We start from the raw sequence: 21,575 nt of genomic DNA on the forward strand, positions 1-21,575 counted from the left end.
ACGCCTCAGAAGGAACGCGGCAGCCCCAGCAGGTGCTCGGCCACATAGGAAAGAATGAGGTTGGTCGAGATCGGCGCCACCTGGTAGAGGCGCGTCTCGCGGAACTTGCGCTCGACGTCGTACTCGCAGGCGAAGCCGAAGCCGCCGTGCGTCTGCAGGCAGACGTTGGCCGCCTCCCACGAAGCCTTGGCGGCCAGGTACTTGGCCATGTTGGCGCTGGCGCCCGCATGGACGCCGCCGTCGTATTCGCGGCAGGCGCGCCAGCGCATCAGGTCCGCGGCCTCGACCTCGATGTGGGCCTCGGCGATGGGGAACTGCACGCCCTGGTTCTGGCCGATCGGGCGGCCGAACACCTGCCGCTCGCCGGCATAGCCGCGCGCGCGCTCGATGAACCAGCGGCCGTCACCGATGCATTCGGCGGCGATCAGCGCGCGCTCGGCGTTCAGGCCGTCCAGGATGTAGCGAAAGCCCTTGCCTTCCTCGCCGATCAGGCTGTCGACCGGCAGCTCCAGGTTGTCGAAGAACAGTTCGTTGGTCTCGTGGTTGACCATGTTGGCGATGGGGCGCACCTCCATGCCATGGCCGATCGCCTCGCGCAGGTCGACCAGGAAGATGGACATGCCCTCGGTCTTCTTGGCGACCTCGGCCAGGGGCGTGGTGCGGGCCAGCAGGATCATCAGGTCGGAGTGCTGCACGCGCGAGATCCAGACCTTCTGCCCGTTGACGACATAGCGGTCGCCGCGCCGCACGGCGGTAGTCTTGATCCGGGTGGTGTCGGTGCCGGTAGTCGGTTCGGTCACGCCCATGGATTGCAGGCGCAGCTCGCCGCTGGCCAGGCGCGGCAGGAAATGATCCTTCTGCGCCTTCGATCCGTGGCGCACCAGCGTGAACAGGTTGTACATCTGTCCATGCACGGTGCCCGAGTTGCCGCCGCAGCGGTTGACTTCCTCCAGGATCACCGACGCCTCGGACAGCCCCAGGCCCGATCCGCCGTACTCGGCGGGGATCATCGCCCCCAGCCATCCGGCCTCGGTCAGCGCGCGGACGAAAGCCTCGGGAAAGCCCCGGACCTCGTCCACCCCGCGCCAATAGGCGGCGTCATAGTGGGCGCACAGGGCGCGCACGCCCTGGCGGATGTCGTCGTACTCTTGCATGCCGTCTCCGATGGACAGACAGCCGCGCGCACGCTGGCGCGGGCCGCCGTTGTTATCTCTGCACGTAGCGCAGTTCGCCGCGCTGGATCGCGCCCTGCGCATTGCCGGCCCATACCTGCGCCACGCCCTCGCCCGCCATCCGTCCGGCCGCCTCGAAGGGCGTGGGCGCGATCAGCGGCCGCACGCCGCGGTAGGAAAAATGCGTCGGCCGCAGCGACGGATGGGCGCGCACGAAGGCCCCCACCAGCAGCGTCGCGATCAGGGGGCCGTGCACCACCAGGCCGGCGTAGCCTTCCTCGGCGGTGGCATAGGGCCAGTCGTAGTGGATGCGATGGCCGTTGAAGGTGACCGCCGAATACCGGAACAGCAGGGTCGACGTGGGCACGATGGTTTCCGTCCACCCGGCCGGCGGCAGGGGTTCCGGATCGGCGGTGCGCGGCGGCGACGGCTCGCGATAGACGATGTCCTGTTCCTCGCGCACCGCCAGGACGCCGCGCTGCGCGTAATCGTGGCGCACGGTCACGAACAGCAGGGAACCGGTGCGGCCCGCCTTCTCTTCCACCGACAGGATGGTCGAATGGCGCGTGGCATCCTCGCCCACCACCAGGGGCTGGTGGAACGCCAGCCGGCCGCCGGCCCACATGCGATTGCGCCGCTCGGCCGGCGGCAGGAAACCGCCGCGCGCGGGATGCCCGTCGGCGCCGAGTCCGGCCGCGTCCACCGGCTCCTGGAAATAGGCCCAGTGCCACAGTTCGGGCAGCCCGCCGCCCGCTTGGGGCGCCGGCTGCCCCAAGGTGGCGGCGATGCGCCGCGCCAGGTTGCTCGTGATCTGGTCGGCCGAGGTCTCGGTGCGCCCGATCCAGTCGCGTGGGGATGGAGCCTGGTCCTGGCTCATGCTTGCTCCTTGCGGACCGCCCGCGGGCGCCGCCTTGCGTGGAAATGCCGCCAGCATGCGCCCGCGCCAGCCTTCTGTAAATTTTGATTTTCGTTATCCAGTCTTCGCCAAAACGGAAGGGATCAGGTAAGGTGGACGCTTTCCCCCGCCCCCGCCGCCATGCATCTCGACCTGGCCGACCTCAGGCTTTTCATCCATGTGGCCGAAGCTCCCAGCCTGACACAGGGCGCGCGGCGCGCCCACCTTTCGCTGACCGCGGCCAGCACCCGCATCAAGTCGCTGGAAACCCGGCTCGACGCCCGCCTGCTGTACCGGAACAGCCGCGGGGTGGAGCTGACGCCCGCCGGCCGGCGGCTGCTGGAACACGCCCGCCAGGTCATGCGGCAGGTCGATTCCCTGAAGAACGATTTCGCCGACGGCGGCACCGGCACCACCGGCCACATCCGCATCTTCGCCAACACCACCGCGGTCACCGAGTTCATGCCCGAGATCCTGGCGCGCTTCCTGGCCGGCCGGCCCGGCGTGACGGTGGACCTGCAGGAGCGGCTGACCCGCGACATCGTCCGCGGGGTGATGGACGGCTCGACCGACCTCGGCATCACCGCCGGCCCCATCAACGCCCCCGGCCTGGAACGCCTGCACTTCAGCACCGACCGGCTGGTGCTGGCCGTTCCGACCGCCCACCCGCTGGCCGCGCGAGGCCGGGTCACCCTGGACGATACCCTGCGCTACCCCCACATCAGCCTGCACGAGGGCAGCACCATGCTGACCTTCCTGCGGGAACAGGTCGAGAACCGGGGCGCGGGCCTTATCCTGCGCATCCAGGTATCGAGCTTCGAAGCCATTTGCCGGATGGTGGAGGCGAACGTCGGCATAGGCGTGATCCCGGAGTCGGCGGCGCGCCGCCACCGGCGCACCATGGAGCTGTCCATCGTGGAACTGGACGAACCGTGGGCCGTGCGCGAACGCGACCTGCTGGTGCGCGAACTCGAGGCCCTGCCCGCCTGCGTGCGGGCGCTGGTCGATGCCGTCCGGACCTACGGCGAGCAGGCCGCCGCCGCGCATGCGGGAAGCGCCGCAGGTTCGCGCGCGAAGGACTAAAATCGCGGGCTTGCGCGGCCGCCACCGCCGCGCCCTTCCCCGCCCGATTCCGCGCGGGCGTTCCACTCATTGCACAGAGACCACGGCTTCATGGGCCATGCCACGTCCCGCCAGGGCAGCTACCGGATCATCGCGCTGATCGTCGCCAGCGCGTTCTTCATGGAGCAACTGGACTCCACCATCATCTCGACCGCGCTGCCGGCCATGGCGCAGTCGCTGGGCACGGATCCGGTCCGCATGAACTTCGCCATGACCGCCTACCTGCTGAGCCTGGCGGCCTTCATTCCCATCAGCGGCAAGATCGCCGACCGCTTCGGCACGCGCAACACCTTCCGCGGCGCGATCACGCTGTTCGTCGTCAGTTCCGTGCTGTGCGGCCTCGCGCAGAACCTGCCGTGGCTGATCGGCGCGCGGCTGTTGCAGGGCGCCAGCGGCGCGATGATGGTGCCGGTGGGCCGGCTGGTGCTGCTGCGCACGGTGGAGAAATCCCAGCTGGTCTCGGCCATGTCCTGGGTGCTGTTTCCCGCGATGATCGGCCCCGCCGTCGGCCCCCTGATCGGCGGCTTCCTGACCACCTACCTGTCCTGGCACTGGATCTTCTTCATCAACGTGCCCATCGGGCTGGCCGGCATCGCGCTGGCCACCACCTACATCCCCGACATCCGCAGCGACGCGCCGCCCTCGTCGTTCGACTACCTGGGCTTCATCCTGGCGGCCGCGACCCTGGCCTGCCTGATCGTCGGGCTGGAAGGACTGGGCCACGGCGGACCGTCCCCGACCGCGCTGCTCCTGCTGGCCGCCGCGGCCGCCTGCGCGCTGGCCTACGCCTGGCACAGCCGCCGCCATGCCGACCCGGTGCTGGACTTCAGCCTGATGCGCATCGCCACATTTCGCGTGGCGATGCGCGGCGGCTTCCTGTACCGGGTGGCCTACGGCTCCTTCCCCTTCCTGATGCCGCTGATGCTGCAACTGGGCTTCGGCCTGTCGGCCGCCGAGAGCGGCGCCATCACCTTCGCCGGCGCCGTGGGCGGCCTGGTGATGAAGGCTATCTCGGTGCGCTTCCTGCGAGCCTTCGGCTACCGGAAGGTAATGATCTGGAACGGCCTGCTGTCGGCGGTGCTGCTGGGCCTGTGCGGCGCCTTCCGGCCGGAATGGCCGCTGGCGGCGATCTACCTGCTGCTGCTCCTGGGCGGCCTGGCGCGCTCGCTGCAGTTCAACGCCTACGGCACCATCGTCTATGCCGACGTGCCGCAGCCCCGCATGAGCGCGGCGACCAGCCTGGCCAGCACCAACCAGCAGATGACGGCGGCGCTGGGCATCGGCCTGGCCGCTCTGGTGCTGGACACCTCCATGCATGCGCTGGGCCATGCGGCGGTGCAGTTGACGGACTTCACCATGGCCTTCGCCGCCATGGGTCTGCTGGGCGTGCTGGCCGTCACCCAATGCCGCGAACTGCCGGCCAACGCCGGCGCCGAACTGAGCGGCTACCGCCGCCGGGACGGCGAACCGGCCCGTCGCTGATCCGTCGCCTGGCCGGACCGCCAAAAGAAAAAAGGAGCCGAGGCTCCTTTTTTCTTGCGTCCGACCGGCTGCTCAGGTCGCGTAGCTGCGCAGCCTGGCCGAGAACTCTTCAAGCCGTGCGATGCCGCTTTGCTGGGCGCGGTTGCACCAGTCCTGCAGGTCGCGCAGCAACTGTTCGCTGGAAGCGCTGGAGCGTTCCCAGATGGCGGCCAGTTCGCGCCGCATCTCGACCAGGATGGCCAGCGAACGGTGGTCGGCCAGCAGGGTGTTCAACGCGGAACGGTGCGAATCGGTCAGCGATTCGTCGTCGGCACGATGCAGGAGGGCCTTGGAGCGCCGCAGCAGCTTCCACTGCAGGTGCGATTCCTTGGCGGCCTTCAGGCGGGCAATTTCGTCGCGGCAGGCATGCTTGAGCAGGTCGGCATAGCGCGCCATGATCTCGTAGCGGTGCGTGATCACGGCCTGCAGGGTCTCCAGGTCGACCGGCTTGCCGTGCGCCAGCCGCACCTTGGGCGCGACCTTCTTGACCTTGGCCAGGCGCAGGATCTCCAGGGCCCGGATATAGCCCCAGCCGATGTCGAACTCGTACCACTTGGTGGAAAAGCGCGCCGACGACGCGTAGGCGTGGTGGTTGTTGTGCAGTTCCTCGCCGCCGATGACGATGCCCCAGGGGAAGACGTTGCGGCTGGCATCCGGGCTGGCGTAGTTGCGATAGCCCCAGAAATGGCCGATGCCGTTGACCACGCCGGCCGCCCAGAACGGGATCCAGATCATCTGCACCGCCCAGACGGTCAGGCCGATCGCGCCGAACAGCGCGACGTCGATCACCATCATCAGGCCCACGCCCTGCCAGCCGAAGCGCGAATAAACGTTGCGCTCGACCCAGTCGTTGGGCGTGCCATGGCCGAACTTGTCCATCGTCTCGCGGTTGGTCGCCTCGTCGCGATACAGCTCGGCGCCCTGGAAGAACACCTTGCCGATACCGTAGACCATGGGCGAATGGGGATCCCCTTCACGCTCGCAGCGGGCGTGGTGCTTGCGGTGGATCGCCACCCATTCCTTGGTGACCATGCCGGTGGTCAGCCACAGCCAGAAACGGAAGAAATGCGCGATGGCCGGATGCAGGTCCAGCCCGCGGTGCGCCTGGCTGCGGTGCAGATAGATCGTGACGCCAAGAATGGTGATATGGGTGACTACCAGCGTGAAGGCGACGATCTGCCACCACGACGCGCCAAGCAGACCATCGGACAAGAACGAAAGCACAAAATCCATATCACCTCACAGGCAGGCCGGCGGCAGTGCCGGCGCGGGAGGCGCCTCGCGCCTCGAAGAAACGGAACTCGTCGGTCCTGGCGCCGGTGGAGCCAGCGGGACCAAGGTCTTAGAAACCGGACGACAGCCGTGGTTCCCCAGGGGAAACCCGCGACCGGATGGCGAAAAGGCCGGAATCCGGCCCTTTGCCATGCGCCCGACACGATAACGCGAATCTGGGGGCGGGACGACCCTTTTCAAAGAGGGGGATAACCCTAATCGAAACAGGGTTATCGTCCCTCTTCTCCGAGGTTCTTGGCCGATCCGGCCTCGTCCCGGGCGGGTTCGCCTTCCGGAGCCTCGATTTCGTCGTCCAGGCCAGCCGCTTCCGCGTCCGGTTCGGGCATTTCGGCCTCGACCGCGGCAGCCTGGGCAGCGGCCGGACCGTGGCGTCGTTGAAACACCGCGGCAAAGAAACCATCGGTCGCGTGCACGTCGGGACGCAGCTTCAGATAGGGGCCGGGCAGCGACAACGCCCCGGCCCGGTCGGCCAGCAGCTCGGGGGCGGACAGCAATTCGAACTCGGGATGCGCCGCCAGGAAAGCCTCGACCTGCCCTTCGTTCTCGACCCGCAGGATGCTGCAGGTCGCATAGACCAGCCGGCCGCCGGGCGCCACGCAGCGCGCCGCCGATGCCAGGATGCTGCGCTGGAGCGCGCACAGGTCAGACACGCTTTCAGGACTCTGGCGCCATTTGAGGTCGGGATTACGCCGCAGCGTCCCGGTCCCGCTGCACGGCGCGTCCACCAGCACCCGGTGCGCCTTGCGTGCCAGGCGCTTGACGCGGGCGTCGTTCTCGTTGGCGATCACCACCGGCACGACGTTGGACAGGCCGCTGCGCGCCAGGCGGGGCTTGAAGCGCGCCAGGCGCGTGTGCGAGACGTCCAGGGCGTACAACCGCCCGGTCGAACGCATCAACGCCCCCAGCAACAACGTCTTGCCGCCAGCGCCGGCGCAGAAGTCGATGACCATTTCCCCGCGCCGGGGCGCGACCAGCAGCGCGAGCAACTGGCTGCCCTCGTCCTGGACCTCGATGCTGCCGTCCTCGAAGCGCCCCCATCGGGTCAGCGCCGGCCGGCCCTGCAGCCGGATGCCGAACGGCGAATACGGCGTCGGCTCGGCCAGATCGGCAGCCACGCCCGCCCGCAGTTCGGCCAGGATGGTTTCGCGATCGGCCTTCATCGGATTGACCCGGATGTCCAGCGGCGCGGCGCGATTGAGCGCGGCCAGCAGACTGTCGCTGTCCGGTTCGATCGCCAGCGCCTCGGACAGCCAGTCGGGAATGCTCAGGCGGATCTCGCGCGGCAGGGCCGCCTGATCGATGGCGGACACGCGGCGCAGCCAATCCGCTTCATCGGCGTCGAGGACGGGCAGGATACCGTCCCGGCCCAGCGTGGACGCCAGGCCCAGGATGGCCAGGCGGCGCGTGGCGGCGCCCCGTCCGCCCTCGGCCACGTTGCGGTAGCGCCGCAGGTGGCGCAGCACGTCGTAGACCGCCTCGGCCACCACGCCGCGATCGCGCCCGCCCAGCTTGGGGTGGTCGCGGAACCAGCGGGACAGCACCTGGTCGGCCGGACCGGACCACTGCAGGATCTCGCCCAGCGCGGAGCGCACCTGCTCGATGCGCTGCGCGACGGGATGGGTACCCGCCGGGGCGGTGCGCCGCGCGCCGGGCCGGGCCTGCTGGCCGCCGGGACGCCGGGCGCCCTGCGCCGACCGGGATGAAGAACTCGAACGCTCGGATGTCATGCCTCGTCTCCCCGCGAAACCGCCGCCTGCGGCGCCAGGCCGAACACGCGGTCGGCCACGCCGTCCACCGTGACCCTGCCGTCTTCCAGCCCTACCCGCCCGTGCGCCAGCCAGGACGCCACGGCCGGATAGACCACGTGTTCGATGGACAGCACGCGTTCAGCCAGGGTGTCCTCGGTGTCGCCTGCGCGCACCGGCACCACGCCCTGGGCGATCACGGGACCATGGTCCAGCACCGGCGTGACGAAATGCACGGTGCAGCCGTGGACCCGCACCCCCGCCTCCAGGGCCTGCCGGTGGGTGGCCAGGCCGGGAAACAGCGGCAGCAGCGACGGATGGATATTGACCAGCCTGCCGGCATAATGCCGCACGAAATCGTCGGTGAGAATGCGCATGAAACCGGCCAGCAACACGTAGTCGGGTTCGAAGGCATCGATCTCGCGCGCCAGCGCGGCGTCGAACGAGGCACGGTCGGGATGGTCGCGATGGGGCACTACCCGGGTGGGGATACCCTGCCCGGCGGCCCATTCAAGGCCGGAGGCCTGTTCGCGGTTGGCGATCACGGCGGCCACTTCGGCGGGCCAGCCCTGGTCGCGGCAGGCCTGCGTGATGGATTGCATGTTGCTGCCGCGGCCGGAAATCAGGATGACGAAACGGCACCGGCGGGCCGGGGAAAAATGAGAGGCTTTCACCGGCGGATTGTATCATCGGGCCCGGCGGCGGCCGGTGGTTTGCGGCAGACGGCGATCCGAACGGGCCGCCAGCCGCCTCAAGTCGTCGATGAAGGCCTCGACCACCGGCGAGCGCCGCCTCTCGGCGCGGGTGATGAGCGCCACCGGACCGAACAACCCAGGCAGCGAAACGGGCAAAGCCCGCACCAGCCCGGTGCCCGAGAACTGTCTGACGATATCAGCCGGCATGACCGCGAGCGTCGCGCTTTCCTGCAAGAGCGCGAGGTTGGTCAGGAGCGAAACGGATTCGACAGCATGGCGCGGACGCGCGCCCGCCTGCTCCATGAACAGGATGTCCAGCCGCTGGCGCAGCGGCGCACTGGCATGCGGGAGGATCCAGCGCTGGTCGGTCAGGTCGGCGAGCCGTATCTCGCGCGCCTTCAGAAGCGGATGACGCGAGCCGCAGACGACCAGGAACTCGTCCTCGTAGAGCAGTTCGAGATCGAGATCGTCCATCGCGGCCCCGCCCATGACCCGCCCCAGCACCAGGTCGAGCTCGCCTCGCGCGAGCGCCGCCATCAACATGTCGTGGACGCCCTCGACGAGCGATACCCGCACGCCGGGGTGCCGCTCGAGCAGCGCGGCCACGGCGCGCGGCACGAGTTCGGACGAGGTGGACGTCATGGTGCCGACAGTAAGGGTACCCGCCGCGCCTGCGGCAAGCGCGTCCAGTTCGTCGCGAGCGGCATCGAGATCTGCAAGCAGGCCACGTGCATGCCGGATCATGGCATCGCCGTAGAGGGTAGGCGTCATGCCCCGCCTCGAACGCTCGAAGAGCGAGACACCCATTGCGGATTCCAATTCATGTAGCAGCTTGGTGGCGGCCGGCTGGGTCATGCCCAGTTGAGCCGCGGCACGGCGCAAGTTCCCGAGGTCGCCCAGCGTGGCAAGCAGCAGGATCTGGCGCATCTTGAGCCGGCTGCGCAGCAGCCAGTGGGGATGTGGAGAGGGAGCCATCGCAATTGATATCTAAAAAGAGATCAAATTGACCGAAAAATAAATTTTACGGCAATCACAGCTCTATTTACTCTTGCCGTCACTCCACGCCGCCGCGTGGCATGCAGCGATGACAAGAGGCAGCCATGGCCGTCAACCCACCCATCGACCTGTACTGGTCGTTCCGCAGTCCCTACAGCTACCTGGTACTGCCACGCGTCGAAGCGCTGGCGCGCGAGCACGGCGTGCACTGCAACGTCAAGATCGTCTACCCGCTAGCCATCCGCTATCCGGAGCACTTCAGCAGACAACACGCACTGGCGCGTCCGTACTTTCTCGCCGACTCGGCACGCGTCGCGGCTTTCCTTGGCATGCCATTCCGCCGCCCGGTGCCCGATCCGATCGTGCAGGAGCCACGCACGCTCGAGATCGCGCACGATCAGCCCTACATCCGGCGCCTGACCCTCCTAGGCATCGAGGCACGGCGGCGTGGCAAGGCGCTGCCCTTCATCGTGCAGGTAAGCCGGCTGCTGTGGGACGGCAGCGTCGATGGCTGGGACCGGGGCGACCATCTCGCTCAGGCAGCGCGGCGGGCGGGCCTGGACCTGGCCGATATGGAGCGGGCCATTGCCGCCAATCCGCAAACGCACGAAGAGACCGTACAGGCGAACCAGCGTGACCAGCACTCGGCGGGACACTGGGGCGTGCCGCTGTTCGTCTTCCAGGACGAACCCTTCTTCGGCCAAGACCGCTTCGATCTGCTGGTATGGCGCCTTGCCCAACACGGCCTCGTTCCGGTGGCCTGACCTCGCCTCGACAGGAGTTTTCCATGCTTACAGACAACCAGAACGCGGCATCCGCCTTCGATCGCCTGGGCCAGCTCATCGACGGCCAGTGGGTCGGCGGCGGCCGCCATGGCGAAACCGTCGTGAACCCGGCGACCGGCGACAGCCTGGGGCGCTTGCCGCATGCCTCGCCCGACGAGCTGGGGCGGGCCGTCGCGGCGGCGGAACGGGCCTTCGGCGCCTGGTCGGCCACGCCGGCCCTCGCCCGGCGGCAGGTGCTACTGCGGGCAGCCCGGCTGCTGGAGGAGCGCAGCGCCACGATCGCCCGCACGCTCACGCTCGAACAAGGCAAGCCACTGGCCGAGGCCCAGGCCGAGCTGACGACGGCAATCGAAGTTTTCGAATGGTATGCCGAGGAAACGCGGCGCCTGTATGGACGGATCATTCCCGCACGGGCCCTGGACGTGACCCAGGCAGTGCATCACGAACCGGTCGGCCCCGTGGCGGCATTCACGCCGTGGAATTTCCCTGCACTGACGCCTGCCCGCAAGATCGCCGGCGCGCTGGCCGCTGGCTGCACACTGGTCATCAAGCCGTCGGAAGAAACACCGGCGACCGCGCTCGAACTGGCGCGCGCCTGCGTCGACGCCGGCCTGCCTCCCGGCGTGCTGAACGTGGTCTTCGGCGCGCCGGCCGAGATATCGGAATTCCTCGTCCGCAGTTCGCCCATACGCAAGATCACGTTCACCGGATCGATACCGGTGGGCAAGCACCTGGCACAACTCGCGGCCTCGAACGGACTGAAACGCTGCACGCTCGAGCTTGGCGGCCATGCCCCGGTCCTGGTCTTCGACGACGCCGATGTCGAGCGCGCCGCGCAGGTCAGCGCCGCCGGACGATTCCGGAATGCGGGCCAGGTATGCGTGGCGCCGTCGCGGTTCTACGTCCATCGTAGCGTGGCCGAACGCTTCGCCGCCGAGATGGCCAAGGCCGCCCGGGCCCTCGTATTGGGCAACGGACTGGATACCGCCACGACGATGGGGCCACTGGCCAACCCGCGCCGACTGGCGGCGATGAAGCACTACGTACAGGATGCGTTGCAGGCCGGAGGCCGCCTGGAAACAGGAGGACGGCAACCCGATCGGCCAGGCTTTTTCTTCGAACCCACCGTGCTGAGCGGAATGCCGGACCACGCGGCAGCGATGCGCGACGAAACATTCGGTCCGATCGCTCCGGTGACGACGTTCGATACGCTGGACGAGGCGCTTGCCCGTGCCAACGGCCTGCCGTACGGCCTCGCGGCATATGCCTTCACGGAATCGCCACGTACCGCGGCGGCAGTATCGCGCGGCCTGTCGGCCGGCATGGTCGGCATCAACCATCTGGCGATTTCGATCGCTGAAGCTCCGTTCGGCGGTGTCCGCGAAAGCGGCTACGGCTCGGAAGGGGGAACCGAAGGCTTGTCCGCCTACCTGACCCCGAAGTTCGTCACGCAACTGGCCACATGATCGCCCGGCATTGAGCGGTCCGACCGCAAAAAAAGGAGCACGCCATGGAAAGAACATATCTCGCGCAAATAGCGCGGGCGAGCGGCCTCGCCGCGGCCACCATGCTGGGATTCTGCGGCGCCGCCTCAGGCGCCTATCCGGATCGTCCCGTGAAGATCGTCGTACCCTTCGCGGCAGGCGGGCCCGCCGACATCCTGGGCCGCCTGGTCGCCCACGGCCTGGCGAGCCGGCTGAAGGCCACGGTGATCGTGGAAAACAAGCCGGGCGGCGGCGGCAACATCGGCACGGCGCAGGCGGCCCGGGCCGACGCGGATGGCTACACGCTCGTCATCGGCTACATCGGGCCGTTCGCCGTCAATCCCTCGCTGTACAAGAACCCGGGCTTCGATCCGATCAAGGACTTCTCCCCTGTGGCGCTGCTGGCTACCAGCCCGCTGGTCCTGGTAACCCGTCCGGGACTGGGCGCCGACAGCGTTGCCGGGCTGATCGACATGGCCAGGACGCGCAAACCCGCCTTGACGTACGCCTCGGGAGGTGTCGGATCGGCCAACCACCTGGCAGGCGAACTGTTCAAAGCGGCGGCCGGGATCGATCTCGTCCACGTGCCCTACCAGGGGATCGCCCCGGCGACCACGGACCTGCTCGGCGGACAGACCGACCTGATGTTCAACGGCATTTCGTCGGTCCTGCCGCACATCAAGGCTGGCAAGCTGCAGGCGCTGGCCGTGACGACGTCCAGCCGGCTGGCATCCCTGCCCGGCGTCAAGACGATGGAAGAGGCCGGCGTGAAACCGTTCGACGTAGCGGCATGGTTCGGCCTGCTCGCGCCACGCGGCACGCCCCCCGCCGTGCTGGACACCCTGGAGCGCGCGGTGCGCGACACCATGATGTCGGACGAAGCGTCGCAACGCCTGGCCGCGACGGGGCTGGAACGGCGCCTCATGTCGCAGGCGGAATTCGGCAAGTTCATCGGCAGCGAACTGAAAGTATGGTCGGCGGTCGTGCGCAATTCCGGCGCCAGCGCCGACTGACCGTCGCACAGGTACGACCATGGGCAACCAGAACGACAACGAGGCGGGAATGAACGGCAGGCCGAATATCCTTCACATCATGGCAGATCAATTGACCGCCTTCGCGCTTCGCGCGTATGGCAACCGCGTCTGCCAGACCCCTCATCTCGATGCGCTCGCCGCGCGCGGCACGATGTTCGAGAACTGCTACTGCAACTTCCCCGTCTGCGCGCCTTCGCGCGCGTCCATGCTCACCGGACGGCTGCCGTCCAGGCTCGGGGTCTACGACAATGCCTGCGAGTTTCCATCCAGCGCGCCCACCATCGCCTATTACCTGAGCGCGCTCGGCTATCACACCAGTCTGGCGGGCAAGATGCACTTCATCGGACCCGACCAGCTCCACGGCTACCAGGAGCGGCTGACGACCGACATCTACCCTTCGGATTTCGGCTGGACCCCGGACTGGCGGCTGATGATTCCCGTGGCAGCCACGGGCCTGAACCTGCGCAGCGTCGTGGAGTCCGGAACCTGCCGGCGCAGCCTCCAATTGGACTATGACGACGAAGTCACGGCCCGGGCGATCCAGCGCATCTACGACTACGGACGTGACCCGGCCTGCCGCCCCTTCTTCTTCACCGTGTCGTTTACCCACCCGCACAATCCCTACGTCATCACCGACGAATACTGGAACCGGTACGACCCCGCGGACATCGACGCTCCGCGGGTGCCGCCACCGGCCCCTGCGCAGGACGATCCGCACAGCCGCCGCCTGCGGGAGATCTACCGTTTCGACGAGTACCGCGTCGACGCCGAAGACGTCCGGCGCTCGCGCCATGCCTACTACGCCATGATCAGCTACGTCGACGACCAGGTCGGCCGCATCCTGCAGGCGTTGCGCGACATGGATCTGGAAGACGACACCGTGGTGGTGTTCACTTCCGATCATGGCGACATGCTGGGCGAGCGAGGGCTCTGGTACAAATGGACGCTGCTCGAAGGCGCGGTCCGCATCCCCTTGATCGTCGCCACACCGGGACAGCTGCCAGGACGGGTCCGCGATCCGGTGTCGCTGCTGGACCTGCTGCCCACGTTGATGGACCTGGGAGGAGGTCGGGACCTGCAACCGGTGTCGGACATGGAAGGCGAAAGCCTGCTGCCCTGGCTGGAAGGCCGCCAGCGCCCCCGCCCCGATCGCCCGGTATTCGCGGAAATGAATGCCGACGGCGCGCTGGGCCCCTGCCTGATGGTACGCCGCGGTCCGTGGAAATACATCTACGCGGAAAGCGACCCTCCCCAGTTGTTCCAGGTGGAGGACGATCCCGACGAGACGCGAAATCTTGCGGGCCGTGGCGAAACCCTGCGCATCGAGCAGGAACTGCATGCGCTGGTGCATGGCCATTGGGATACCGCCCGGCTGGCGAAAGACATGGTGACGAGCGCCGGACAGAGATTGTTCATCCAGCGCACCCGCCAGGCCGGGCAGTTCCCCCCCTGGGACTACGAGCCACGCCGGGACGCCTCCCGCCAATTCGTGCGCAGCGGCGAGAACGGATCGGCCACGGAGGCCAAAGGCAGAGCGAGGTATCCTTTCGTGGCACCGAAGCCTCCCGACTCCCGCCGCTGAACCCGGCCGCAGACCACTCCCAAAGAGAATAGCCATGCTGCATGAACTTCGCATCTACCGCTGTATGCCCGGCCGCCTTGCGGACGTCGCCCGGCGCTTCGAAACCACCACGCTCGCGCTCTGGAAACGGCACGGCATCCGCCAAGCCGGCTTCTGGACCGTCTACATCGGCCAGGACAGCCAGGACCTCTACTACCTGCTGGAATGGGAAAACCTGGCGGAGCGAGAACACAAATGGAACGCCTTCGCGAGCGATCCCGAGTGGCTCGCGGCCAAGGCCGAGACCGAAAAGAACGGCCCCATCGTCGCCGCCATTTCCAACCAGATCCTGGTACCGACGGCGTTTTCCGCCATGCGCTGATACGGCGCAGCGGCATCAGCCCGCGGCGGCCTCCTTGCGTGCGGCGCGGTTCCGCTCGGTCGCCGGCGCATCGATCCCGCCATCGGCGCCGAACACGACGCCATAGTCGCGGATCGCCGCCTCGCGCGAGACATAACCCTGCCGCACGTCCCATTCGACGGCCGGCAGTTCTCGCTCCAACGGATCCCCCCAGCCCCCGCCACCGTTGTTGGCGGCACAGACCCGGGTCCCGGCGGGTACCTGCACCGCCACCCGCGTCCCGGTGATGGGCTGGTCCTCCCCCGGCTTGTGGATCTCGCCATGGCCAGGCATGCCGTCCTTGCCGCCGAACAGGCCCCAGGGCGGGAACTTGCTGCGGTCAAAGTCCAGGGTCGCCGTGGCGGGCGTCGGAGTCACCACCTCCATGCGGGTCCCCAGTCCGCCCCGCCAACGCCCGGCCCCGCCGGAATCGGTCACCAGTTCGAAGCGCCGGACCAGGCCCAGGCCCTCGCTTTCCTCCACTTCGATCGGCACACGGCGGCAATCGCCATGGGTAGTCGTGTGCAATGCGGACTGGCCATCGCCGCCCCAGTGCGCGCCCCAGCCGCCCAGCGTATTGCCGCCGCCCTGCCAGAACTGGCGCGTGCCGGCGTAGCGGGCGCGCACGCGCCCACGCCCGTACTGCGCGTTGTTGCCCGCCGGGATCTCGTTCGGAATAGCCTGCGAGAACGCCTTCAGGATCACGTCGATGATCGTCTTGATCGGCGTCGACCAGAGTCCCATCGCCGCGTCTTCCGAAGCACTCACCAGCGTGCCGGGCTTCAGCGCGATCTTCAACGGCCGGAACTCGCCCTCGTTGGGAAGCAGGAATGGCGCCACCGCGCCCTTGAAGGCTACCTTGGCGGCGCTCTCGCCTCCCCCCGTGGCGCCCGAGTTCAACGGCCCGGCCACCTGCGGCGGCATGTCGGTGAGATCGACCGTGATGTCCTCGTCCTCGACTACCACCGTGACGCGGATCGGCACCGGGTCGTCGGTGATGCCGTCGCCGTCCAGGAAAGACTCTGCGTAATAGCGGCCGTTGGGAATCTGGCGGATGCGCTGGCGCACGTAGCGCTCGGACTGGTCCCAGCACTCGTGGATCGCCGCCTCGACCTGGTCCCAGCCATAGCGCGCGACCAGTTCCTCGAAGCGGCGCTTGGCCAGCTGGCAACCCGCGATCTGCGCTTCCAGGTCGCCGAAGGTCTCGTCCGAGTGCCGGGTGTTGTAGCGGATGATGCGTTCGAGCTCGACGTCGATCTTGCCGTTCTTGTAGATCTTCGCGTTGCGGAACTGAATGCCTTCCTGGTAGATCTCGGTGGCCGGCCGAGCCTGGAAGCCGCCGCCGACATCCGGCCAGTGCGTGCGCAGCGCCGAGAAGGCGATGATGCGCCCGCCGTCGAAGATCGGGGTGTACATCACGACGTTGTTCAGGTGCTGGCCGCAGACGCCCGCGTGGTTGTTGATCAGGTAGTCGCCGTCGTGCAGGTCGTCGCCCCACATGGCCACGCCGTCGAGCACGGGCGTGCCCAGGTCGGCCACGAACGAAGGAATGCTGCCGCGGCCCTGGGCGATGGTCTCGCCCCTGGCCGTCACCAGGCCGACGCTGTAGTCCTTGAACTCGCGGATGATGGTGGAAAACGCGGTACGCGTCAGATTGGCCTCGGTCTCGTCCATCATCGCCACCAGCGAATAGCGGATGACTTCGAGGGTGATCGGGTCGACGCGGCGCGCGCCCGGTCCGGTACGCGGCTTGGGCATGGCGGTCATGCGGGGCTCCCTGCTGGGGGTTTCGCGACGATCGGGTTGCCGTAGCGCCCGATCCGGGGGATTTCGAACTCGATGCGGTCGCCGGGCTGCAGGAACCAGGAGCCGTCCTTTTTCTCCATGCCCGTGCCCTCGCATGTGCCGGAAGCGAACAGGTCACCGGGATAGAGCGTCTGGTCCACCGAGTAGTACTCGATGATGCGGGCGAAATCGTGGATCATGTCGGCCGTCGTGCCGTCCTGCCGCAGTTCGCCGTTGACCCACGTGCGGATCGCCACGTCGTGCGGATCCAGCCCTTCGTCGGCCGTCACGATCCACGGCCCCATCGAGGCGGCGCAATCGAAGTTCTTGTGGTGCCGCACCCAGTTCATGTCTTCGAGGTCGCTGTTCTGGTCGCGGGCGCTGTAGTCGCAGAACACCGTGTAGCCGAAGGCATGGCGCAGCGCCTGTTCGCGCGGAATATCCTTGCCCTGCGCGCCGATGATGAGGGCGATCTCGACTTCGTAGTCCAGCTTGCGGGTGCGCGATGGGTAGAGGACCGGCTCGTCGGGCCCGACCACGGTGTCGGCGAACTTGATGAAACCGGCGGGCCGCTTGGGAATCTGAGCGCTGGCCGGCATCTGCGGCCGCGTGTCGCCCGCCGCGGCACGTTCCGCATTGGCTTTCTGCGCCGCCTTGCTGTGCCCGGCGAAATTGCGGCCCATGCAGATCAGCTTGGAGCCGAGGCTGGGCAGCGGGGCCAGCAATGGCGTGGCCGCCAGGTCCATGACCAGCGGCCCGTCCGCCGTGGCGCGCGGCGCCGACCCTTCGGCCAGCACGAAGTTCAAGGCCGCGTAAGCCGCATCGAGCGCCGCCGGGCCCGCCTTGATGAAATCGAGCAGATCGGCCGGCACCTCGCCCTTGTCGGCCCCGCGCAACTGTGCCGAACGGGCGCGGTTCAGGTCGACGAGCCGTTCCCCGACGACGGCGGCGATTCGGCCGCTTCCGTATTTGGCGATTTTCATGGCAATTCCCGGCGGCCTTGTCGCGCGAACCTCATTCGCTCCATGACATCTCCAGCACGTCGTCCTCGAGCAGCCTGACGTTCCATCCCTGCGGCACGTGCGTGGTGGTCGCGTGGTCCTCGATCAGGCAAGGTCCGGGATAGGACGCACCAGCAGCCATGCCACCGCGGCGGTGCACGGCGTAAGTCTGGAAGTCGCCGGCCTGAATCGAGTAGACCTGGCGCGAGGTGGACGCCTCGTGCACGCGCGCCGACGGCACGCTGGCATCCTGCCCGTCTCCCAGCGCCGCCTGGCAGCTCACGCGCAGCGACACGATCTGCACCGGTATGGGACTGACGTGGCCGTAGCGTTCCGCATAGATCTGATCGAAGCCGCGCTGGAGCGCGGCCGGGCTCAGGTCGTCCAGCAGGCGCACCTTGACGGTCTGGTCCTGGCCACGATAGCGCATCTCGGCATAGTTCTCGAACCGCATCTCGCGCGACGCCCCCAGCTTTTCGGCTACCGTGCCCGCCAGGCCCTGCTCGAGCGTGCGCAGCACATCGGCCAGGCCGGGAACCTCCGCTCCGTGCTCGGGCAGGTCGCAAGTCCAGGTGCGCGAGGCATCGTAACGGGCATCGGCGTACAGCATGCCGAACGCCGAGAAGTGCGCGGGCATGCTGGGAATCAGCAGCGTCCGGATGCCCAGTTCCTCGGCAAGCTCGGCGGCATGCAACGGGCCATTGCCGCCGCAGGCCACCAGGGTGAAGTCGCGCGGATCCTTGCCACGCTCGATCGAGACGCGGCGCAACGCGCCCGACATCGTCACGTTGGCGATCCGGATGATGCCCGCGGCCATCGTGCGGGCGTCATAGCCCAGCTTCGCGCCCAGATTCCGGAGCGCCTTCATGGACAGGTCGCCGTCGATCTTCATCTCCCCGCCCAGAAAGCGCGTGGGGTCCAGACGTCCGAGCGCGATGTTGGCGTCAGTGACGGTGGGCTGGTCGTTGCCCAGGCCATAGGCGGCCGGCCCCGGATAGGCGCCGGCGCTGCACGGCCCCACGCGCAGCGCGCCAAGCTCGTCGATCGCCGCGATGCTGCCGCCGCCGGCCCCCACCTCGACCATGTCGACCACCGAGGTCTGCAGCGGATAGCCGTGCTCGAATCCATCCACGTAGTACAGCGAATCGAAGCTGACCACACCGTCCTGCACGAGTGCGCTCTTGGCCGTCGTGCCCCCCATGTCGAAGGTGATCAGATTGCGCCGCCCCAACTTTTCACCAAGCTTGATCGCGCCTGCGATCCCGCCGACCGGCCCCGATTCCATCAGCAGCACGGGCAGGCGCTTGACGGTCGCGACGTCGGCCACGCCGCCGTTCGACTCCATCAGGAAAAACCGGCCCTTGAAGCCGCCTTCGGCCAGCAGCCTCTCGAGCTTGCCCAGGTAGGTGCTGACCTTGGGTCCGACGAAGGCGTTGAGCACCACCGTGGACGTGCGTTCATACTCGCGGTACTCCTGCGACAACGTATGCGATGCCGTCACGAACCAGTCGCCACACTCGGCGGCAATCTCGGCCGCGCGCCGTTCGTGCTCGGGATTGCGATAGGAATGCAGGAAGCAGATGGCGGTGGCCTCGGCGCCCTTGTCCCGGGCCTCGGCCAGTACCTCGCGCAGTTGCGCCTCGTCCAGCGGCACGACGGCCTTGCCGTCGGCGCCCATGCGCTCGTTCGCTTCGAGCCGGAACTCGCGCGGCACGAAAGGTTCATGGCGCTTGAACAGGTAATTGAATGATTCGGTCCGGTTGCCCCGGCCGATCTCCAGGACATCGCGAAAGCCGTCGGTGGTGATCAGGGCCGTGCGCGCGCCCTTCTTTTCCAGGCAGGCATTGATGACCAGCGTGGTGCCGTGCACGAATGTCTCGAACTCCTCGGGCGATCTGCCCAACTTGGCCAGGCAGTCGCGGATGCCGCGCGACGGATCGTCGGGCGTGGTCGACGCCTTGGCGAACCAGCGTTCGCCGGTACTCGGGTCGACCGCGGCCAGGTCGGTGAACGTGCCGCCGATGTCGACGGCGACCCGCAGCGCCGATGGCGCCGCGGACTCGGAAGGGTGGCTCATTGCGGGCGTGCTCTCTTCAGTCGATCTTGAGGTCTTTCATGCGCGCGAGATAGTTCTTGCGCGAGGCATCCAGTTGCTTCGCCAGTTCGGCGCCGCGATAGGGATAGGCTTCCATGCCGTTGATATCGAGGAACTCTTCGGCGAACGCCGGCGCATCGACGATCCTGGCGGTGTCCTCGGCAAGCTTGTCGACGATCGCCTTGGGCGTGCCCGCGGGCAGGTAGAACGAGAACACCCCGCTCGGACGGTCGAAGCTGTACCCCAGTTCGGCCAGCGTCGGGACATCGGGCAGCAGCTTGGACCGCTGGCTGCCGGTGTAGGCGATGGTCTTGATGCGGCCCTGCCTGGCCAGCGGCAGCGCGGTGCTGACGGTGGTCACCGCCATCTGTACCTGATTGGACGCCAGCGCCAGCATGAGTTCGTTGCCGCCCTTGTAGGGAATGTGCGAGAACTCGGCATCGATCCCCTTGGCGAAGGCGGCGGCGTCGAGGTGGGCGACGCTGCCGACGCCCCAGCTTCCGTAGTTGAGGGTACCCGGTTGCTTGTGCGCCAGCGCGGCGAGTTCCTTGACGTCGTTGGCGGGAATGCCGTTGCTGATGGAGACTACCGACCGGACCTGGGCCAGCCCGACCACCGGGATGAAGTCCTTGACCGGGTCGAACGGCAGGTTCTTCTGCAGCAGCGGCGCGGCTTCCATGTTGTTGGCCGTGCTCATGAGAATGGAATAACCGTCCGCCTCGGCCTTGGCGACCTGATTGCCGGCGATGCTGCCGGTGGCTCCGGGCCGGTTCTCGACGATGACCGGCTGGCCCCAGGCCTTGGACAACCGCTCGGCCACGCCGCGCGCCAGCAGGTCCTGCACGCCCGCGGGCGGAACGCCGATGACGATCCGCACCAGGCGCGAGGGATAGGCCTGAGCCGAAGCCACGGCCGGCAGCACCGCCGCCAGCGCGGCCAGTGCGAGCAACGCTCTGCGAGAACTCATGGGATGTCTCCTTGTGCGCCGTCTGCGTGCGGCCATGGGTATGGGGCAGATATTCAGCGAATCAGCGAATTGATTCAATCGGGTCTTTTGGAAATAATTGTTCCATACACGGCACAATCCAGGAGCACCGATGAAGCCCGAACTGCTGCGCAATGTCGCGGTATTCGTCGAAGTGGCCAAGGCCAGGAGTTTCACCAAGGCGGCATCCGCGCTGGACCTGCCCAAGTCCACCGTCTCAAGGCGCATCCGCGAGCTGGAGCGGGACGTGGGGCTGCGCCTGCTCAAGCGCTCCACGCGCATCGTCCAACTGACCGAGGAAGGCATGAACTATTACGCGTCATGCCGCACGCTGCTCGAAGGACTGGAAGCCACCCACGACGAATTGCTCAGCGCCCGGCACCGGGTCCAGGGACACTTGCGCGTGGCGATCCCCACCAGTTTCGCCTTGCGCCTGATCGACAACCTGCCCGCGTTTGCCGCGAAACACCCGGAACTGCACATGGAGTTCGACTTCACCATGCGCCCGGTCGACCCCGTCAGCGAAAACTGCGACATCGCGATCTGCTTCGGAGAACCGGCCGACTCCGGCCTGACGGCCAGGAAGCTGGCCGACATCCCGATGTACGTCTACGCCTCGCCGGCCTATCTCGCGGCGCACGGCGAACCGGCCGTACCGGCGGATCTGTCGACCCACACCTGCGTACTCGGCACCCGCATCGACCACGTCGGCAACCAGGGCGTCTGGCGGCTGCGCAGCGGCCGCCGGCGCATCGAGGTCATGGTCGGAGGCACCATGTCGTTCAACAGCGTCGGCATCATCCGCCAGGTCGTGCAGGCAGGTGGTGGCCTCGCCATTCTTCCCGAGAAGCTGTGCCGGCAGGACGTACAGGAAGGCCGTCTGGTGCGCGTGCTGGACGACTGGAGCGCCCCGCCGGTGTCGGCCTACGCGCTGACGGCGACGCGGCTCATGCCCGCCAAGACGCGCGCCTTCCTCGATTTCGTTTCGGCGAATCTGTAGCAGCGC

The 21,575-nt window shown here is 67.7% G+C and carries 18 protein-coding genes; 8 read left to right on the plus strand and 10 right to left on the minus strand.

Annotation, left to right across the window (positions count from 1 at the left end):
* Window positions 1–5 precede the first annotated feature (5 nt).
* Both EGT29_RS18070 and EGT29_RS18075 read right to left on the minus strand, forming a co-directional pair.
* Window positions 6–1,154 (minus strand): acyl-CoA dehydrogenase family protein, encoded by a 1,149-nt coding sequence (locus tag EGT29_RS18070; protein WP_124690275.1) that lies wholly within the window; start codon window positions 1,152–1,154, stop codon window positions 6–8.
* A gap of 52 nt (window positions 1,155–1,206) precedes the next feature.
* Entirely contained in the window at window positions 1,207–2,049 is an 843-nt protein-coding gene (locus EGT29_RS18075) for a MaoC family dehydratase N-terminal domain-containing protein (RefSeq protein ID WP_124690276.1), read from the minus strand.
* A 159-nt stretch (window positions 2,050–2,208) separates the two neighbouring features.
* Between EGT29_RS18075 and EGT29_RS18080 the strand changes: the two genes are divergently transcribed.
* Both EGT29_RS18080 and EGT29_RS18085 read left to right on the plus strand, forming a co-directional pair.
* On the plus strand, window positions 2,209–3,150 hold the full coding sequence (locus tag EGT29_RS18080; protein WP_124690277.1) for a LysR family transcriptional regulator: 942 nt from the start codon (window positions 2,209–2,211) through the stop codon (window positions 3,148–3,150).
* A gap of 90 nt (window positions 3,151–3,240) precedes the next feature.
* Complete coding sequence (locus EGT29_RS18085; protein WP_124690278.1) at window positions 3,241–4,671, plus strand: DHA2 family efflux MFS transporter permease subunit; 1,431 nt, start codon at window positions 3,241–3,243, stop codon at window positions 4,669–4,671.
* Between the two features lie 72 nt (window positions 4,672–4,743).
* Here EGT29_RS18085 and EGT29_RS18090 read toward each other — a convergent pair whose 3' ends face one another.
* From EGT29_RS18090 to EGT29_RS18105, 4 genes are all read right to left on the minus strand, one after another.
* Window positions 4,744–5,943, minus strand: a complete 1,200-nt coding sequence (locus tag EGT29_RS18090) for a fatty acid desaturase (protein ID WP_124690279.1) — start codon at window positions 5,941–5,943, stop codon at window positions 4,744–4,746.
* A 269-nt stretch (window positions 5,944–6,212) separates the two neighbouring features.
* On the minus strand, window positions 6,213–7,730 hold the full coding sequence (locus EGT29_RS18095) for an RsmB/NOP family class I SAM-dependent RNA methyltransferase (RefSeq protein WP_124690280.1): 1,518 nt from the start codon (window positions 7,728–7,730) through the stop codon (window positions 6,213–6,215).
* The gene (purN, locus tag EGT29_RS18100; protein ID WP_124690281.1) at window positions 7,727–8,422 is read right to left on the minus strand and encodes a phosphoribosylglycinamide formyltransferase; all 696 of its coding nucleotides are present in this window, start codon (window positions 8,420–8,422) and stop codon (window positions 7,727–7,729) included. The genes EGT29_RS18095 and purN overlap by 4 nt, the downstream gene beginning before the upstream one ends.
* Window positions 8,423–8,434: 12 nt before the next feature.
* Window positions 8,435–9,418 carry a LysR substrate-binding domain-containing protein gene (locus EGT29_RS18105; protein WP_124690282.1) on the minus strand — a complete coding sequence of 328 codons (984 nt, stop codon included), beginning with the start codon at window positions 9,416–9,418 and terminating at the stop codon, window positions 8,435–8,437.
* Between the two features lie 125 nt (window positions 9,419–9,543).
* On the opposite strand from EGT29_RS18105, the gene EGT29_RS18110 reads away from it, so the two are divergent.
* From EGT29_RS18110 to EGT29_RS18130, 5 genes are read left to right on the plus strand one after another with little or no spacing between them, the layout of a single operon-like run.
* Window positions 9,544–10,203 carry a 2-hydroxychromene-2-carboxylate isomerase gene (locus EGT29_RS18110; RefSeq protein ID WP_124690283.1) on the plus strand — a complete coding sequence of 220 codons (660 nt, stop codon included), beginning with the start codon at window positions 9,544–9,546 and terminating at the stop codon, window positions 10,201–10,203.
* A 23-nt stretch (window positions 10,204–10,226) separates the two neighbouring features.
* Window positions 10,227–11,690 carry an NAD-dependent succinate-semialdehyde dehydrogenase gene (locus EGT29_RS18115; protein ID WP_124690284.1) on the plus strand — a complete coding sequence of 488 codons (1,464 nt, stop codon included), beginning with the start codon at window positions 10,227–10,229 and terminating at the stop codon, window positions 11,688–11,690.
* Window positions 11,691–11,734: 44 nt separating this feature from the next.
* Window positions 11,735–12,721 (plus strand): tripartite tricarboxylate transporter substrate binding protein, encoded by a 987-nt coding sequence (locus EGT29_RS18120; protein WP_124690285.1) that lies wholly within the window; start codon window positions 11,735–11,737, stop codon window positions 12,719–12,721.
* Between the two features lie 49 nt (window positions 12,722–12,770).
* Window positions 12,771–14,324 carry a choline-sulfatase gene (gene betC / locus EGT29_RS18125; protein WP_124692423.1) on the plus strand — a complete coding sequence of 518 codons (1,554 nt, stop codon included), beginning with the start codon at window positions 12,771–12,773 and terminating at the stop codon, window positions 14,322–14,324.
* 34 nt (window positions 14,325–14,358) lie between these two features.
* Entirely contained in the window at window positions 14,359–14,685 is a 327-nt protein-coding gene (locus tag EGT29_RS18130; protein ID WP_124690286.1) for an NIPSNAP family protein, read from the plus strand.
* Window positions 14,686–14,700: 15 nt separating this feature from the next.
* Here EGT29_RS18130 and EGT29_RS18135 read toward each other — a convergent pair whose 3' ends face one another.
* The 4 genes from EGT29_RS18135 to EGT29_RS18150 are packed head-to-tail and all read right to left on the minus strand — an operon-like array spanning window position 14,701 to window position 20,551.
* Complete coding sequence (locus EGT29_RS18135; RefSeq protein WP_161567864.1) at window positions 14,701–16,470, minus strand: hydantoinase B/oxoprolinase family protein; 1,770 nt, start codon at window positions 16,468–16,470, stop codon at window positions 14,701–14,703.
* A complete protein-coding gene (locus tag EGT29_RS18140) occupies window positions 16,467–17,471 on the minus strand; it encodes a fumarylacetoacetate hydrolase family protein (RefSeq protein ID WP_124690288.1) in 1,005 nt (334 codons plus the stop codon). The genes EGT29_RS18135 and EGT29_RS18140 overlap by 4 nt, the downstream gene beginning before the upstream one ends.
* Before the next feature lie 31 nt (window positions 17,472–17,502).
* Complete coding sequence (locus tag EGT29_RS18145) at window positions 17,503–19,566, minus strand: hydantoinase/oxoprolinase family protein (RefSeq protein ID WP_124690289.1); 2,064 nt, start codon at window positions 19,564–19,566, stop codon at window positions 17,503–17,505.
* Window positions 19,567–19,582: 16 nt separating this feature from the next.
* Window positions 19,583–20,551: a tripartite tricarboxylate transporter substrate binding protein gene (locus EGT29_RS18150; RefSeq protein ID WP_161567865.1), complete on the minus strand. Its 969-nt coding sequence runs from the start codon at window positions 20,549–20,551 to the stop codon at window positions 19,583–19,585.
* Between the two features lie 130 nt (window positions 20,552–20,681).
* On the opposite strand from EGT29_RS18150, the gene EGT29_RS18155 reads away from it, so the two are divergent.
* The gene (locus EGT29_RS18155; protein WP_124690291.1) at window positions 20,682–21,569 is read left to right on the plus strand and encodes a LysR family transcriptional regulator; all 888 of its coding nucleotides are present in this window, start codon (window positions 20,682–20,684) and stop codon (window positions 21,567–21,569) included.
* Window positions 21,570–21,575 lie beyond the last annotated feature (6 nt).

It is taken from the genome of Pigmentiphaga sp. H8 (assembly GCF_003854895.1).
Lineage (GTDB): Bacteria > Pseudomonadota > Gammaproteobacteria > Burkholderiales > Burkholderiaceae_B > Pigmentiphaga.

Bases quoted from the DNA above. Each gene is read 5' to 3' on its own strand.
- EGT29_RS18110 (WP_124690283.1), top strand. From the start codon at position 9,544: ATGGCCGTCAACCCACCCATCGACCTGTACTGGTCGTTCCGCAGTCCC.
- EGT29_RS18150 (WP_161567865.1), bottom strand. From the start codon at position 20,551: ATGAGTTCTCGCAGAGCGTTGCTCGCACTGGCCGCGCTGGCGGCGGTG.
- EGT29_RS18115 (WP_124690284.1), top strand. From the start codon at position 10,227: ATGCTTACAGACAACCAGAACGCGGCATCCGCCTTCGATCGCCTGGGC.
- EGT29_RS18130 (WP_124690286.1), top strand. From the start codon at position 14,359: ATGCTGCATGAACTTCGCATCTACCGCTGTATGCCCGGCCGCCTTGCG.
- betC (WP_124692423.1), top strand. From the start codon at position 12,771: ATGAACGGCAGGCCGAATATCCTTCACATCATGGCAGATCAATTGACC.
- EGT29_RS18105 (WP_124690282.1), bottom strand. From the start codon at position 9,418: ATGGCTCCCTCTCCACATCCCCACTGGCTGCTGCGCAGCCGGCTCAAG.
- EGT29_RS18080 (WP_124690277.1), top strand. From the start codon at position 2,209: ATGCATCTCGACCTGGCCGACCTCAGGCTTTTCATCCATGTGGCCGAA.
- EGT29_RS18085 (WP_124690278.1), top strand. From the start codon at position 3,241: ATGGGCCATGCCACGTCCCGCCAGGGCAGCTACCGGATCATCGCGCTG.
- EGT29_RS18145 (WP_124690289.1), bottom strand. From the start codon at position 19,566: ATGAGCCACCCTTCCGAGTCCGCGGCGCCATCGGCGCTGCGGGTCGCC.
- EGT29_RS18155 (WP_124690291.1), top strand. From the start codon at position 20,682: ATGAAGCCCGAACTGCTGCGCAATGTCGCGGTATTCGTCGAAGTGGCC.
- EGT29_RS18095 (WP_124690280.1), bottom strand. From the start codon at position 7,730: ATGACATCCGAGCGTTCGAGTTCTTCATCCCGGTCGGCGCAGGGCGCC.
- EGT29_RS18120 (WP_124690285.1), top strand. From the start codon at position 11,735: ATGGAAAGAACATATCTCGCGCAAATAGCGCGGGCGAGCGGCCTCGCC.
- EGT29_RS18135 (WP_161567864.1), bottom strand. From the start codon at position 16,470: ATGACCGCCATGCCCAAGCCGCGTACCGGACCGGGCGCGCGCCGCGTC.
- EGT29_RS18090 (WP_124690279.1), bottom strand. From the start codon at position 5,943: ATGGATTTTGTGCTTTCGTTCTTGTCCGATGGTCTGCTTGGCGCGTCG.
- EGT29_RS18140 (WP_124690288.1), bottom strand. From the start codon at position 17,471: ATGAAAATCGCCAAATACGGAAGCGGCCGAATCGCCGCCGTCGTCGGG.
- EGT29_RS18070 (WP_124690275.1), bottom strand. From the start codon at position 1,154: ATGCAAGAGTACGACGACATCCGCCAGGGCGTGCGCGCCCTGTGCGCC.
- EGT29_RS18075 (WP_124690276.1), bottom strand. From the start codon at position 2,049: ATGAGCCAGGACCAGGCTCCATCCCCACGCGACTGGATCGGGCGCACC.